The sequence below is a fragment of the Stenotrophomonas sp. YJH_SMC_94-11 genome (genome assembly GCF_059370435.1).
The window spans coordinates 923,718-937,960 of sequence record NZ_JCAFTR010000001.1 but is presented as its reverse complement, the minus strand read 5'-3'; the positions used below and the strand labels follow the sequence as shown (position 1 = coordinate 937,960).

Genomic DNA, 14,243 nt, shown 5'->3' with positions numbered 1-14,243 from the left:
GGCGGGGTGGGTCCGGTTGCGGGGGCGTGAGCCGCATGGGCCCGAGGCATGCCTCGGGCGGGTTGGGCAGGACGCCCAACCCCGGTCTTGCCGTGTGCGCAGGATTGCGCACACGAGCAAGCGGCGACCGAGCTTACATGGACGTACTTGCAGCACCCCCCGCAACCGGACCCACCCCGCCATCCCACGGATACCCAGCTGTTGCTGTTGCTGCTGATGTTGCCGGCCAGCGGCCGGCCCTACCGCGGGTGCAGGGCGCAGCCCTGCATCGACCACCTCACTTCTTCAGGAAGTTGTCCACCAGCAGGTGCTTCACGTCGTCGAAGCGACCGTTCAACACTGCCTTGGCCGCATACAGCGCCGTGCCGGCGACCTGCTTGGCCTCGATCTGCGGTGGCATCACCAGCTCGGCGCGGCTGGTGTGCACATCCAGCAATGCCGGGCCGCGCTGCGACAGGAAATCCTGCACCGCTTCCTCCAGATCCTCGCTGCGGGTGACCGTGCGGCCATGGAAGCCGATCACTTCGGCCAGGCGGCCGAAGTCCGGGTTCTTCAGGTCGGTGTAGTTATCCAGAAGGCCTTCCACCTTCTGCTCCAGCTCGACGAAGTTCAGCGAGCCGTTGTTGAACACCACTACCTTGATCGGCAGATTCTCCTGTACCGCGGTCAACAGGTCGCCCAGCAGCATTGCCAGGCCACCATCGCCGGACAGTGAAATCACCTGCCGGCCGGGGAAGGCCTTCTGCAGTCCCAGCGCCTGCGGCATCGCGTTGGCCATCGTGCCGTGCAGCAGGCTGGTCAACGTGCGGCGGCTGCCGTTCACGCGGATATGGCGCAGCACCCACACCATCGGCGAGCCGCCGTCGGCGGTGAACAGTGCATCCTCGGTAGCGTGCTTCGAGAGCAGCGCGGTCAGGTGCTGCGGATGGATCAATTCGCCTTCGCCCGGCTGCTCTTCCTGTTCGCGCTTCTTCAGCGCCTTGTCGCGATGCTCGATGCACTCGTCCAGGAAACTGCTGTCCTCGCGCGGTGGCAGCATCGGCAGCAATGCATCCAGCGTCGGTGCGATATCGCCGACCACGCCGAGGTTCACCGGGTGGCGGCGGCCAAGGTGGCTGCCATCGCGGTCGACCTGGATGATGGTGGCCTTGTCCGGGTAGAACTGGCCCCAGGCGAAGTCGGCGCCGAGCAGCAGCAGCGTGTCGCACTCCATCAGCGTGTGGAAGCCGGACTCGATGCCGAAGATGCCGGTCATGCCCATGTTGTACGGGTTGTCCGGCTCGACGAAATCCTTCGCGCGCGAGGTATGCGCGATCGGGGCCTGCAAGCGCCGGGCCAGCTCCAGCAGCTGCGCGTGCGCACCCTGGCAACCGGCACCGGCGTAGATGCCGATGCGCTTGCCCTGCCCCAGCAGCTCGGCGATGCGCTGCAGCTCGGCGTCGGAGGGGCGCAGTACCGGCTGGGTGTAATGCACCGAGAACGGCACGTCGTGCTTCACCTCGGCCTGGCTGATATCGGCCGGCAGGATCACCACCGCCACGCCACGGCGGCTGATCGCGGCCTGGCAGGCCAGGGCCACCACGCGTCGCGCCTGCTCCGGGCTGTGCACCTGCTCGCAGAACACCGTGCAGCTGCCATAGACCGCCTTGAAATCCACTTCCTGCGGGAATTCCATGCCCAGCTCGCTGGTCACCACCTGGCTGGCGATCAGCACCATCGGCGCACGGTTGCGGTTGCTCTCGAACACGCCGTTGATGAAGTGCAGGCCACCGGGACCACAGGAACCCGCGCAGGCGGTCAACTCGCCGCTCACCAGCGAATCGGCGCCGGCAGCGAACGCTGCCACTTCTTCATGGCGCACGTGCACCCAGGCGATCTCGCTGCCATGCATCGCATCGGTCACATGGTTGAGCGTATCGCCCACGATGCCGTAGCAACGGCGGACACCGGCCTGCTGCAGGGCGTCCACCACGATTTCGGCCACGCGCTTGCTCATCGGATACATCCTCGAACGGGGGAACCCCCGAGGCTAGACCCGATGAAGTGATGCCTCCGCAAAAAAAGGGGACGGAGGGAATTAAGTCGCTTGTGCCACAAACGACTTAATTCCCTCCGTCCCCTTTTAGTCGTTGACGTTGATCCAGCCCAGCACGTCGCCGTGATTCGGGCTGCGATAGCGCAGCTTCACCCAGCCGTTCTGTTCATCCTGCAATTCCACGCGATCGCCCTGCACCAGGTAACGCTTGGTGCTGGACGCACCAGGCCGATCGAACAGGAACAGCCGCGCGGGTACCACGGTGGCCTGCTGGCCGCGCAACGGTCCATCCGGCGGTGCGCCCAGGCCATCGGCAATGGCACTTTCCAGCACACGGCCGGCGGGATCATAGGTGCGCCAGACGGCCAGCGGACCCTGCTCGTCGGTCTGCTCCCACTGCAGCGCGGCGTTTACCGTATCGCCCAGCATCAGCACGCTCTCGGCGCGGTACAGATAGAGTGTCGCGCCTGCAAAGCGATACTGGTCGGTGTACCACATCGGGCCGCTGCGGCAGCTGCTGGTCAGGGTGCGGCTCAGGTGGTCGACCATCAGGCCCATCAGCTCGCCGCAGCTCTCCCTGCCGTGGGTTGCAGCCCGCAGCGCGCGGAACCCGGCACTGGCGGGATCGAACCGGTACACCGCCACCGCTTCGTTGACCATGCCGACCGGGGCGCGTGCGACCAGTTCCGGGTAACCATCGGAATCGACATCTTCGAGCGACCATCGCGAAGTGCCGTCGGCATCCGCCGCGCCGGCCAGCGTCTGCCGCTTGCCCGACGGTGACAGCTGCACGGCAATGCTGCCGTCCTGCAGGGGATCGGCCTGTGCCTGCACGTGCGCGGCCACCTGGAAGCGCAAGGTTTCGCCGTCGTCCCCACCGGCGCGCGCCGTCGGTGCCAGCGTGCCGGCCAACACCAGGCCCAGCAGGCATTCCCTGTAGTTCATCATTGCTCCCTGCGGCACCGCGGCGGCACCTTCAACTCAGAACGATACCTCGACCGGCTGCCGCGACCACAGCACCGACTGATGCCTGGTCTGCTGCTTCCACGCCAAGCGGATCGCTTCGATATCGGCGCGGCGCTGCGGGGTGTCCTCATGCAGCACCACCAGCACCTTGGTGCGCAGGCGGTTGGGCGCGGCATCGCCGCGGAACAGCCACTGGCCATAGGCATCGAACACGGTCAGGCCATCCGGGAAGCGCGGGGTCACTTCCTTGTCCAGGAAGGTTCGCCACTGCGCGTCGCTGATGGTGTCGGCCTGCGGGCGGTTGCCGGCGCCCTGCTCCTCGCCTACGCCGAAGTACAGCTCGCTGCGCACCCAGCCGTGCGCGGAAGACGGGCGCGCGGCGTCGCCCTTCAGTTCGGCGGTAGTGGCCGTGGCATAGGCGCTGGGCGCCTGCGATGAGAGGCTGGCGCAGCCGCTGGTGGCCAACAGCACGGCGAAGACGAGGCCAAGGTGTTTCATCGGTACAGCTCCGGGGAAGGGGGACAAGGCGAGCCGGCAGCGTACAGCGCCACCGGCCCGGCGTGCTGATGCCAACCGGGCATCAGCTCATGCCGGACCGGCAGGGGCTTGCATCCGCACCGGTCATCACGCGAAGATAATATATCGCTTCATCCGGATGGATGTAAGTGAAACTATCTCCCCTTCCCCCGTCGTCGTTGTTGCTGGAGCCCCCATGTCCGCCCGCCTGCTCGCGTCGCCGCTCGGCCTCGCCATCGCCCTCGCGCTTTCCTCCGCCGCCGCCCCGGCCCTGGCCCAGGACGCCACCAACCTGGATACGGTGATCGTTACCGGCACCCGTGCCGCCGACCGCACCGTGCTCGAATCCACCTCGCCGGTGGATGTGCTCACCGCCGAGGACATCCGCAAGGCGGGCGTGGTCAACGGTGAGCTGGGCAGCGCGCTGCAGGCGCTGCTGCCGTCGTTCAACTTCCCGCGCCAGTCCAACTCCGGTGGCGCCGACCATGTGCGCGCCGCGCAGTTGCGTGGCCTGTCGCCGGACCAGGTGCTGGTGCTGGTCAACGGCAAGCGCCGCCACCACACCGCGCTGGTCAACACCGACAGCAAGATCGGCAAGGGCACCACCCCGGTCGATTTCAATTCGATTCCGGTCAGCGCGATCAAGCGCATTGAAGTGCTGCGCGATGGCGCCGGGGCGCTGTACGGCTCGGACGCCGTGGCCGGCGTGATCAACGTGATTCTCGACAACGGCGGTGACGGCGGCGAGATCGAGGCGAGCTACGGTGCCAACCACACCGACCTCAAGCCGATCGGCCGCACCCTCACCGATGGCCAGACCGGCAACCTCAGCGCCAAGGTCGGCACCTCGCTGGGCGAAGACGGCGGCTTCCTGCGCGTCGGCCTGGAATACAAGCACCGCAACGGTACCAACCGCGCCGGCTTCGACCAGATTCCGCCGTGGGACCAGACTCCGGACAACCTGGTGCTGCAGGGCAAGCGCAACTATGTGCTGGGCGATGGCAAGAGCAAGGACATCAACCTGTGGCTGAACACCGAGATTCCGGTCGGCCAGACCTCGACGTTCTACGCGTTCGGCACCTTCAACCAGCGCGACACCGAAGGCGCGAACTACTTCCGCTATCCCGATGGCGATGCCAACTGGAAGCAGGTCTATCCGAACGGCTACCGGCCGATCTCCGAAGGTGAGAACCGCGACGTGCAGGCCGTGGCCGGCGTGCGCGGGCAGTGGAGTGAATGGAGCTACGACGGCAGCCTGGACTACGGCCAGAACGACTTCACCTATCGCCTGCGTGATTCGCTCAACGCGTCGCTGGGCCCGACCAGCCCGACCCGCTTCAAGACCGCCGATTACCAGTACGCACAGACGGTGGGCAATCTCGATCTGAGCCGCGTGTTCACCCAGAGCGACAGCATCAGCCACACGCTGGGCCTGGGCGTGGAAGCACGCCATGAGCGCTACCAGACCCGCCCCGGCGACCCGGCCAGCTATGCGGCCGGCCCGTACACCGACCGCCCGACCGGTTCACAGGCCGGTGGTGGCCTGACCCCGCAGGATGCGGCGCGCCTGTCGCGCGATGTGGCCAGTGCCTATGCCAGCCTGTCCAGCCAGTTCGGCGAGAAGTTCTCCACCGACCTGGCCGCGCGCTACGAGCACAACGACGACTTCGGCGGCGAACTGACCGGCAAGCTCGGCCTGCGCTATGAGTTCACCCCGGCGTTCGCGTTGCGTGGCGCCATCTCCAACAACTTCCGCGCGCCGTCGCTGGCACAGATCGGCTACGAGTCCACCTCCACCGGCTACAACGCAGGTGGCCAGCTGGTGCAGGGCCGCCTGCTGTCAGTCAACAATCCGATCGCACGCGGCCTGGGGGCGCAGAACCTGAAACCAGAGAAATCGCTGAACACCTCGCTCGGTTTCACCAGCCGCATCGGCGAGCATTTCGACCTTTCGCTGGACTTCTTCCAGATCGACATCGATGACCGCATTGCACTGTCGGAGAGCATCACCGGTGATGCACTGACCGACTACGTGGCCGCCAACTACGGCGTCAGCGGCCTGCAGAGCGCCAGCTTCTTCGTCAACGCCGCCGACACCCGCACCCGTGGCGCCGAGCTGGTGAGCAACTGGCGCCAGTCGCTGGGCGATGGCCAGCTGCTGCTGACCGGCACCTATGCGTATACCAAGACCACGCTGAAGAACGTGCTGGCCACCCCGGCCCAGCTGCGCGCGCTGAATCCGGACTACGTGCTGTTCGGCATCGAAGAGACCAACACGCTGACCGACGCCACGCCGCGCACGCGTGGTAGTTTCTCGGCCGCATGGAGCAACGACCACTGGTCGCTGAGCACCCGCGTGAACCGCTATGGCAGCGCCACCCGCGTGTTCAACTTCGGTGACGGCTACATCCCGCGCCAGACCTACCAGGCCGAGTGGCAGCTGGATGCGGAAGTCGAATACCGCATCACCCCGCAGTGGAGCGTGGCTCTCGGCGGGCAGAACCTGACCGACAACTATCCGGATCGATCCAACAGCGATATCCACTACTTCGGCAACCTGCCGTACGACGTGCTGTCGCCGATCGGCAGCAACGGTGCGTACTACTACGGCCGCGTCCGCTATACGTTCTGATTGCATTGGACCAATCACTCCCGGTGGGTGCGGACCGTTGGTCCGCACTGCCTGGGTGCCATGCAAGCCTCCCCTTCGTGCCGACCGTTGGTCGGCACTACCTGGGGTCAATGCAGGCTGACCCTTTGTGCCAACCAATGGTTGGCACCCACCGGAAGTGATCGCTCTCGGTGGGTGTGGACCGTTGGTCCGCACTGTCTGGGGTCAATGCAGGCTGACCCTTTGTGCCGACCAACGGTCGGCACCCACCGAAGCAAGGCCGTAGCCTGCCCTCGACCCCACGTACACGCCCACGCTGGCAAGCTGGGCGTCATGGCTGAACCGCTCCCTCTGCGTCCGCCGCCGCCATTGCTGGATGACGCCTGCGCGTTGTTCCTTGATGTCGACGGCACCCTGATCGAATTCGCTGCACGCCCGGATGCCGTGCAGCTGCTGCCGGATGTGCGCGAAGCCATCGGCCGCATCAGCGACCGCCTGGAAGGTGCCGTGGCACTGGTCAGTGGTCGCCCGCTCGAACAGCTGGATCAACTGTTCGCTCCGCTGCAACTGCCTGCTGCGGGCCTGCATGGCCATGAACTGCGTGGGCAGGATGGTCGCGTACTGCGCGACGAACACGATGACGACACCGCCGAATGGCTGCACGCACTGCACCAGCAGGCGATGCGCTTCGCCCACGGCCATCCCGGCGTGCTGGTGGAAGACAAGGGTGTCGGCCTGGCCCTGCACTGGCGCGGCGCGCCGCATGCAGCCAGGGACGTCCGCGCCTTCGCCGACCGCCACGTGCGGGGCCGTGCCAGCTACCGCCTGCAACCCGGCGACCATGTAGTCGAATTCGTGCCCGTCGGCACGGACAAGGGCCGTGCGGTGCTTCGGATGATGCAGTACCTGCCCTTCCGCGGTCGCCTGCCGGTGTTCCTCGGCGATGACCTGACCGATGAGTTCGGTTTCGATGCCGCCAACGGCCAGCATGGCTGGAGCGTGCTGGTGGGCGAACGTGAACCCAGCGCGGCGGTGTTCGCGCTGCCCGACATACGCAGCGTGCACGCCTGGCTGCGTGAGAATGCCTATTGACCCGGCCACCCCCCACGGCCGCAACCGAGATGTACCGCGTGATGACCCAACCCGATCTTGATCTGGGCGTGGTCGGCAACGGCAGCTTCGGCGCCCTGGTCGACAAACGTGCCCGCGTTGTCTGGAGCTGCCTGCCCACCTTCGACGGCGACCCTACCTTCTGTGCGCTGCTCGGCCCCAACCAGCAGACCGGTGGCGACTTCGCCATCGAGCTGGAAGACTTCGCCAGCAGCGAGCAGGAATACCTGACCAACACGGCGATCCTGCGCACCGTGCTGCGCGACATGCACGGCGGCGAACTGGAAATCCTCGACTTCGCCCCACGCTGGCGCCAGAACGACCGTTTCTACCGCCCGGTCAGCCTGATCCGCCAGGTGCGTCCGCTGGCTGGCAGCCCGCGCATCACCGTACGCGCACGCCCGCTGGCGGACTGGGGCGCGCGCGTTCCGGAATCCACCTGGGGCAGCAACCATGTGCGCTGGGTGCTGCCCGAACACGTGCTGCGGCTGACCACCGACGTGCCGGTGCGCTTCGTGCGCGATGGCCTGCCGTTCGTGCTCAACCATCCCATCCACCTGATCCTGGGCGTGGATGAATCGCTCAACCGTTCGATCAGCGGCTATGTGCAGGAGGCCTTCCAGCGTACCCGCGATTACTGGCGCGAATGGGTGCGCTACCTGTCCATTCCCCTGGAATGGCAGGACGCGGTGATCCGCAGTGCGATCACGCTGAAGCTGTGCCAGTACGAGGACAGCGGCGCGATCATCGCGGCGATGACCACCTCCATTCCTGAAGCCCCCGGCAGCGTGCGCAACTGGGACTACCGCTACTGCTGGCTGCGTGATGCGGCGTTCGTGGTGCGGGCGCTGAACCGCCTCGGCGCCACGCGCACGATGGAACAGTTCCTCGGCTACATCTTCAATCTGGCCACCACCGACGGCACGCTGCAGCCGCTGTACGGCATCGGCTTCGAAGCCAAGCTGGACGAAGATGAGGTCCCCAGCCTGTCCGGCTACCGCGGCATGGGCCCGGTACGGCGGGGCAATCTGGCCTGGGTGCAGCGCCAGCACGATGTCTACGGCAGCGTCGTGCTGGCGTCCACGCAGCTGTTCTTCGACCGGCGCCTGCAGGACCCGGGTGATGCGCACACCTTCGCCCGCCTCGAACCCCTCGGCGAGCAGGCCTTCGCCCTGCACGACGTACCCGATGCCGGCCTGTGGGAGTTCCGCGGCCGCACCGAGGTACACACCTACACCAGCGCGATGTGCTGGGCCGCCTGCGACCGCCTGTGCAAGATCGCCGTGCGGCTGAAGCGCGATGACCGCGCCCACTACTGGCGCACACGTGCCGACACCATCCACGCGCGTATCATGGCCGAATCGTGGAGCGAAGAGCTGGGCCACTTCACCGATACCTTCGGTGGCCATCGCCTGGACGCCTCGCTGCTGCTGCTGGCCGACATCGGCTTCATCGACGCGATGGACGCCCGCTTCATCGCCACCGTCGAAGCCATCGGCCGTGACCTCAAGCACGGCAATTCGCTGTACCGCTATGTCGCTCCGGATGACTTCGGTGAGCCGGAAACCAGCTTCACCATCTGCACGTTCTGGTACATCGACGCACTGGCCGCCATCGGGCGCCTGGACGAGGCGCGCGAGATGTTCGAGCTGCTGCTGAAGCAGCGCAATCACCTGGGCCTGCTGTCGGAGGATCTGGCCTTCGACACCGGCGAGGCCTGGGGTAACTTCCCGCAGACCTATTCGCATGTCGGCCTGATCACCGCCGCGATGCGCCTGTCGCGGTCCTGGCAGGAGGCATCGTGAGTCGTCTGGTTGTGGTATCAAATCGTGTGGCCGTGCCCGGCGAGAACCGCGCAGGCGGCCTGGCGGTCGGCCTGCTGGCCGCCCTGAAGGAGCGCGGCGGCCTGTGGTTCGGCTGGAGCGGCAAGACCGTAAAGGAAGGCAGCGGCACGCTGCACCGGCAGAAGGATGGTGACATCGACTACGTCACCATGGACCTGAGCAAGCGCGAGGTCGATGGCTACTACAATGGTTTCGCCAACCGCACGCTGTGGCCATTGCTGCACTTCCGGCTGGACCTGGTCGACTACGACCGCGGCACCCGCGAGACCTACCACAAGGTCAATGCGCTGTTCGCCGACAAGCTCGCGCCATTGCTGCGCGAGGACGACATCGTCTGGATCCACGACTACCACCTGATCCCGCTCGGCGCACTGCTGCGCGAGCGCGGCATCGGCTGCCGCATCGGCTTCTTCCTGCACATTCCGATGCCGTCGGCCGACCTGCTGCAGGCCATGCCCGACCACCTGCGGTTGTTCTCCGCGCTGTACGCCTACGACCTGGTCGGCTTCCAGACCCAGCGCGATGCCGATCGCTTCCAGACGTACCTGCGCCTGTTCGGTGGTGGCCGCGTGCTCGACAACGGTGAGCTGGAAGCACCCGGTGGGCGCCGATTCCGCGCGGCGGCTTTCCCGATCGGCATCGACACCGACCTGATCGCGCGTCAGGCCGGCACCGCCGCGACCAAGGCCGCAGTGAAGAACCTGCGCAGCAGCCTGCGGGACCGCCAGCTGGCGATCGGCGTGGATCGCCTGGATTACTCCAAGGGCCTGCCCGAACGCTTCCTCGGCTTCGAACGCTACCTGCAGCGTCACCCCGACCAGCGCGGCTCGCTCACCTACCTGCAGATTGCGCCGGTCTCGCGCGGCGATGTCACCGAGTACCGGCAGCTGCGCAGCCAACTGGAACAGATCGCCGGCCACATCAACGGTGGCCACGCCGAGCCGGACTGGACGCCACTGCGCTACGTCAACCAGAACTTCACCCATGCCACGCTCACCGGCTTCTACCGAGCGGCGGCGGTCGGCCTGGTCACGCCGCTGCGCGATGGCATGAACCTGGTGGCCAAGGAATACGTGGCATCGCAGGACCCGGAGGATCCCGGCGTGCTGGTGCTGTCACTGCTGGCCGGCGCCGCCGACGAACTGAAGCAGGCACTGCTGGTGAACCCGCACGACCTCGACGGCGTGGCCGACGCGATCGCCACCGCAGCGACGATGTCACTGACCAGGCGCAAGGAACGCTGGCACGCGATGATGGAACATCTGCGCACCTACGACATCAACCACTGGCGCCGCAGCTACCTCGACGCGCTGGAAGGCTGAAGAAAAAAGGGGACGGAGGGGATTAAGTCGTTTATGCACAAACGACTTAATCCCCTCCGTCCCCTTTTTCGTCAATCCAGGAACCGCGCGGCCTGTTCCGGTGCGGGTAGATGGCAGGTGTCATGCCGACCGAACCAGCGGTAGCGGTTGCGTGCCAGCGCGCGATACGCCGCATCACGCCAGCGGCGCGGCACGAGCCGCAGCACGCCGGCCAGGCGCCAGGCGCCGCCCAGCCCCGCAAGTACGCGCAGGATCGCATCGGTATCGGTCCAGGCCCCCTGTGCGTCCAGCAGCAGGAACGACATCGGGTCCTGCGGATCCAGCCCGTGCGCGCGCAGCATCGCGCTGCCCTTCTGCCCCTGCATCGCTGCAAAGCGGTAGCGCCCCCTGCGGTCGAAACGCAGCAGGAACCGAACCCAGCGATTGCACAGTGCGCACACGCCATCGAACACGACCACCGCGCTGCCAGCCTCGGCGGCAGCGTCACTGCGGTTCGAGCCAACCTTCATAGCGGATCAGGGCTCCGGCCCAGGGCAGCGTCACATCGACCAGGAAAGTGTAGCGCTCGCCCTGCCAGGCTTCACGGCAGCGCACACCGCCGAACCAACGCGTCGGCAGCGGCAGCAGCCCGAACGCCCAGACCCGACGCACCGACCAGTCGATACCACCGTCGCGGGCCTGCAGCGCGAACTCGAAGCGCACCGCGCCCAGCTGCTCGCGCAGATGCCCGTCGTGCGCCCACAGCCGCGACACCATTGGCCAGCGGCCGAACCGCCGCGCCCACTGCTCGCCCTGCCGGTAGCGGTTGAACGCCACCTCGGTGGGCAGCGCGTCACCGTCCTGTGGCAACCGCGCCAACGCAGCCAGCAGCGGCACCAGCCAGTGCCGCCCCCTCACGATGCAGGCCTGCCCTGCGTAGCGGCACGGCAACGGCGCGGCATGCAGCGCCTGCACCGGTCCTGCCAGGGTGGCAAAGGCCGGCCCCAGCACACGCGCGAACAGCGGCGCAGTCAGGGCGCGATCCAGGCCAGGGTCGCCATGCGCCCGGTGCGACGATCGCGCCGATGCGAATACAGGTCCGGGTCGGCCATCGTCGACACCGTGCCACCATACACCTGTGCCGGGTCCATCCCCGCAGACTGCAGGCGCTGCCGCGCCAGCGCGAACAGGTCCACCTTCCAGTGTCCGGGACGGGTCGCGACGAACGCCCCCTCAGCAGCGGGATCATGGCCGACGAAGGCGTGATAGACCTCCTCGCCGATCTCATAGTCGGACGGCCCGGCGGCCGGGCCCAACCAGGCCCGCAGCTGCGCCGGCGACGTCTGCATGGCGGCCACCGTGGCCTCCAGCATGCCGTCGGCCAGCCCCCGCCAGCCGGCATGGGCCGCGCCCACCTCGCTGCCGTCTGCGGCGGCGAACACCACCGGCAGGCAGTCGGCGGTCAGGATCGCCAGCACCACGCCCGGCACCGAGGTTACCGCCGCGTCGGCCACCGGCTCGCTCGCGCCGGGCGCCGGCGGTGCATCGAAGCGCAGCACGGTGCTGCTGTGCACCTGGCGCAGCCAGTGCGGTGCCGACGGCAGCGCCAGCCCCTGCTGCAGCAGCTGGCGGTTGTGCTCAACGTTGGCTGGGGTATCACCATCGGCCGCGTGCCGGTTGCCCAGGTTGAACTGCGCGAACGGCGCCGGCGAGATGCCCGCACCGTGCCGGCGCGTGGTCAGCGCATGGACGCCTGCGGGCGCCGGCCAGTCGGCCTGCAGCAACGGCAGCGCGGCCGCCATCACCAGTGGTCCCGCTCGCGGGCGGCGAAGGCTTCGCTGTCTTCGCGCAGCACCTTCATCAGGTGCAGCATGTCGTCCGGCACCGGCGCAGTGTTGCGCACCGGTTCACCGGTGATCGGGTGCATGAACTCCAGGGTCTCGGCGTGCAGGGCCTGGCGCTTGAAGCCGCGCAGCGCGGCCACCAGCTCGTCGCTGGCGCCCTTGGGCAGCTTCAGCGCGCCGCCATACAGCGGGTCGCCGATGATCGGATGGCGCACGTGCGCCATGTGCACGCGGATCTGGTGGGTACGGCCGGTTTCCAGGCGGCACTCCAGCGCGGTGTGTGCCCGGAAGCGCTCGCGCAGGCGGTAGTGGGTCACCGCCTCCTTGCCGTCCTCACGCACCGCCATCTTCAGGCGGTCGCGCGGGTGGCGGTCGATCGGGGCATCGGCTGTACCACCGGCCACCAACGCGCCCATCACGATGGCCAGGTACTGACGGTGCACGTCACGTGCCGCCAGCTGCTCGACCAGCGCGGTCTGCGCTTCCAGGGTCTTGGCCACCACCATCACGCCGCTGGTGTCCTTGTCCAGGCGGTGCACGATGCCGGCGCGCGGCAGCACCGCCACCGACGGATCGCGGAACAGCAGCGCGTTGACCAGGGTGCCGCTGTGGTTGCCGGCCCCCGGATGGACCACCAGGCCGACCGGCTTGTTGATCACCAGCAGGTGCTCGTCCTCGAACAGCACGTCCAGCGGGATGTCCTCCGGCTGGGCATCGGTCTGGGTTTCCAGCACCGCGTTGAGGGTCACCACCTCGCCGCCGCGCAGCGGATCGCGCGGGCGCACCTGGGCACCGTCCAGCAGGACCTCCCCGGCCTTGATCCACTCGGTCAACCGCGAGCGCGAGTATTCGGGGAACAGTTCGGCCACGACCGCGTCGAAACGGCGGCCGGCGGCGGTGTCGGGGACGATGGCCTGGCGGGCCGATTCAGAGGGTTGTTCAGACATGGCAGGGGCATTCTTTGAAATTTTGGGGTCCCGGCGGCCGGTTTCAGTCGCTGGACAGGACACTAGGCTATCATCGACCCTTCGTATTCCAGCCGCGTCCCGCCTCGACCCCATGATCCGACGCTCCGCCATGCTCTCCGCGCCCGTCCGCCTCACCGCCCTGCTGCTGGTGCTGGTCATCGCCGCAACCGGCTGCCATCGCGGCGCCAAGAAGGGTGATCGCCCCGATGAAGGCGTGCCGGTCGAACAGCTGTACGAGAAAAGCCACAAGCTGATGCAGGGCGGCAACTGGAGCGGCGCCGAAGCCAGCTTCCGCCGTCTGGTGGCCCAGTATCCGTACGGTCCGTACACCGAGCAGGCGATGATCGAAACCGCCTACGCCCAGTACAAGGCCGGCAAGCACGATGACGCGGTGTCCAGCATCGACCGCTTCATCCGCACCTACCCGACCCACCGCAATATTGCCTATCTGTACTACCTGCGCGGCCTGGCCAACTCCAACCGCAGTACGGTTTTCCTGCGCCGCGTATGGTCGCTGGATGCCAGCCGCCGCGACCTGTCCACGCCGCACCAGGCGTACTCGGACTTCAACATCGTGGTGGATCGTTACCCGAACAGCCGCTACGCCGCCGATGCGCGCCAGCGCATGCTGGAGCTGCGTGACGTGTTCGCCCAGCACGAGCTGGACAACGCGCTGTACTACATGCGCCGCGGCGCCTGGGTGTCAGCCGTGGGCCGCGCCAACTACCTGCTGGAAACCTACCCGCAGAGCGCCTTCCAGTACGACGCCGTGGCCGTGCTGGCCGATTCCTACACCCACCTGGGCAACAAGACCCTGGCCGACGACGCCCGCCGCGTCCTGCAGCTGAACCAGCCGGACCACCCGTGGCTGGAAGGCAAGTGGCCGAAGTACCCGTGGATGATCCGCAAGCTGAACCCGTTCGCCGGCGAGAAGTCCGCCAGCACCGGCCAGCGCAACGCGCGACTGGAAAAGAAGTAAGCGAGGGCCCCGAAAGGGGCCTTTTCTTTGTCGGTAGATCCACGCCATGCGTGGATGGTTCGTGCGCCA

At 67.2% G+C, this 14,243-nt stretch carries 12 protein-coding genes; 5 read left to right on the top strand and 7 right to left on the bottom strand.

The window, feature by feature from the left end; genetic code table 11:
* Nucleotides 1–277 precede the first annotated feature (277 nt).
* From AC5P74_RS04180 to AC5P74_RS04170, 3 genes are all read right to left on the bottom strand, one after another.
* The gene (locus AC5P74_RS04180) at nucleotides 278–1,996 is read right to left on the bottom strand and encodes a thiamine pyrophosphate-dependent enzyme (protein WP_053501149.1); all 1,719 of its coding nucleotides are present in this window, start codon (nucleotides 1,994–1,996) and stop codon (nucleotides 278–280) included.
* 126 nt (nucleotides 1,997–2,122) lie between these two features.
* Nucleotides 2,123–2,980, bottom strand: coding sequence for an FG-GAP repeat protein (locus AC5P74_RS04175; protein WP_171957523.1), 858 nt, complete (start codon nucleotides 2,978–2,980; stop codon nucleotides 2,123–2,125).
* Nucleotides 2,981–3,016: 36 nt separating this feature from the next.
* Entirely contained in the window at nucleotides 3,017–3,499 is a 483-nt protein-coding gene (locus AC5P74_RS04170; protein WP_021202058.1) for a DUF3574 domain-containing protein, read from the bottom strand.
* Between the two features lie 214 nt (nucleotides 3,500–3,713).
* Here AC5P74_RS04170 and AC5P74_RS04165 point away from each other — a divergent pair, with 214 nt between their 5' ends.
* From AC5P74_RS04165 to otsA, 4 genes are all read left to right on the top strand, one after another.
* Nucleotides 3,714–6,149 carry a TonB-dependent receptor plug domain-containing protein gene (locus AC5P74_RS04165; protein WP_262232916.1) on the top strand — a complete coding sequence of 812 codons (2,436 nt, stop codon included), beginning with the start codon at nucleotides 3,714–3,716 and terminating at the stop codon, nucleotides 6,147–6,149.
* Between the two features lie 312 nt (nucleotides 6,150–6,461).
* Entirely contained in the window at nucleotides 6,462–7,220 is a 759-nt protein-coding gene (gene otsB, locus AC5P74_RS04160; protein ID WP_061480563.1) for a trehalose-phosphatase, read from the top strand.
* Between the two features lie 41 nt (nucleotides 7,221–7,261).
* Nucleotides 7,262–9,043: a glycoside hydrolase family 15 protein gene (locus AC5P74_RS04155; protein WP_053499222.1), complete on the top strand. Its 1,782-nt coding sequence runs from the start codon at nucleotides 7,262–7,264 to the stop codon at nucleotides 9,041–9,043.
* Entirely contained in the window at nucleotides 9,040–10,404 is a 1,365-nt protein-coding gene (otsA, locus tag AC5P74_RS04150) for an alpha,alpha-trehalose-phosphate synthase (UDP-forming) (protein ID WP_053499175.1), read from the top strand. Before AC5P74_RS04155 ends, otsA begins: the two co-directional genes overlap by 4 nt.
* A 71-nt stretch (nucleotides 10,405–10,475) precedes the next feature.
* Here otsA and AC5P74_RS04145 read toward each other — a convergent pair whose 3' ends face one another.
* The 4 genes from AC5P74_RS04145 to rluD are packed head-to-tail and all read right to left on the bottom strand — an operon-like array spanning nucleotide 10,476 to nucleotide 13,174.
* Nucleotides 10,476–10,913 carry a thiol-disulfide oxidoreductase DCC family protein gene (locus tag AC5P74_RS04145; protein ID WP_053499177.1) on the bottom strand — a complete coding sequence of 146 codons (438 nt, stop codon included), beginning with the start codon at nucleotides 10,911–10,913 and terminating at the stop codon, nucleotides 10,476–10,478.
* Nucleotides 10,888–11,394 carry a DUF4166 domain-containing protein gene (locus AC5P74_RS04140; RefSeq protein ID WP_111126798.1) on the bottom strand — a complete coding sequence of 169 codons (507 nt, stop codon included), beginning with the start codon at nucleotides 11,392–11,394 and terminating at the stop codon, nucleotides 10,888–10,890. Before AC5P74_RS04140 ends, AC5P74_RS04145 begins: the two co-directional genes overlap by 26 nt.
* Before the next feature lie 20 nt (nucleotides 11,395–11,414).
* Complete coding sequence (pgeF, locus tag AC5P74_RS04135; protein WP_138952676.1) at nucleotides 11,415–12,185, bottom strand: peptidoglycan editing factor PgeF; 771 nt, start codon at nucleotides 12,183–12,185, stop codon at nucleotides 11,415–11,417.
* Nucleotides 12,185–13,174: a 23S rRNA pseudouridine(1911/1915/1917) synthase RluD gene (gene rluD / locus AC5P74_RS04130; protein ID WP_329843358.1), complete on the bottom strand. Its 990-nt coding sequence runs from the start codon at nucleotides 13,172–13,174 to the stop codon at nucleotides 12,185–12,187. Before rluD ends, pgeF begins: the two co-directional genes overlap by 1 nt.
* Nucleotides 13,175–13,286: 112 nt before the next feature.
* Here rluD and AC5P74_RS04125 point away from each other — a divergent pair, with 112 nt between their 5' ends.
* A complete protein-coding gene (locus tag AC5P74_RS04125; protein ID WP_032960726.1) occupies nucleotides 13,287–14,174 on the top strand; it encodes an outer membrane protein assembly factor BamD in 888 nt (295 codons plus the stop codon).
* Nucleotides 14,175–14,243 lie beyond the last annotated feature (69 nt).

Coding starts and splice junctions, on each gene's coding strand:
- AC5P74_RS04125 (WP_032960726.1), top strand. CDS start 13,287: ATGATCCGACGCTCCGCCATGCTCTCCGCGCCCGTCCGCCTCACCGCC.
- AC5P74_RS04180 (WP_053501149.1), bottom strand. CDS start 1,996: ATGAGCAAGCGCGTGGCCGAAATCGTGGTGGACGCCCTGCAGCAGGCC.
- AC5P74_RS04145 (WP_053499177.1), bottom strand. CDS start 10,913: ATGAAGGTTGGCTCGAACCGCAGTGACGCTGCCGCCGAGGCTGGCAGC.
- pgeF (WP_138952676.1), bottom strand. CDS start 12,185: ATGGCGGCCGCGCTGCCGTTGCTGCAGGCCGACTGGCCGGCGCCCGCA.
- AC5P74_RS04170 (WP_021202058.1), bottom strand. CDS start 3,499: ATGAAACACCTTGGCCTCGTCTTCGCCGTGCTGTTGGCCACCAGCGGC.
- AC5P74_RS04155 (WP_053499222.1), top strand. CDS start 7,262: ATGACCCAACCCGATCTTGATCTGGGCGTGGTCGGCAACGGCAGCTTC.
- AC5P74_RS04165 (WP_262232916.1), top strand. CDS start 3,714: ATGTCCGCCCGCCTGCTCGCGTCGCCGCTCGGCCTCGCCATCGCCCTC.
- AC5P74_RS04175 (WP_171957523.1), bottom strand. CDS start 2,980: ATGAACTACAGGGAATGCCTGCTGGGCCTGGTGTTGGCCGGCACGCTG.
- rluD (WP_329843358.1), bottom strand. CDS start 13,174: ATGTCTGAACAACCCTCTGAATCGGCCCGCCAGGCCATCGTCCCCGAC.
- otsB (WP_061480563.1), top strand. CDS start 6,462: ATGGCTGAACCGCTCCCTCTGCGTCCGCCGCCGCCATTGCTGGATGAC.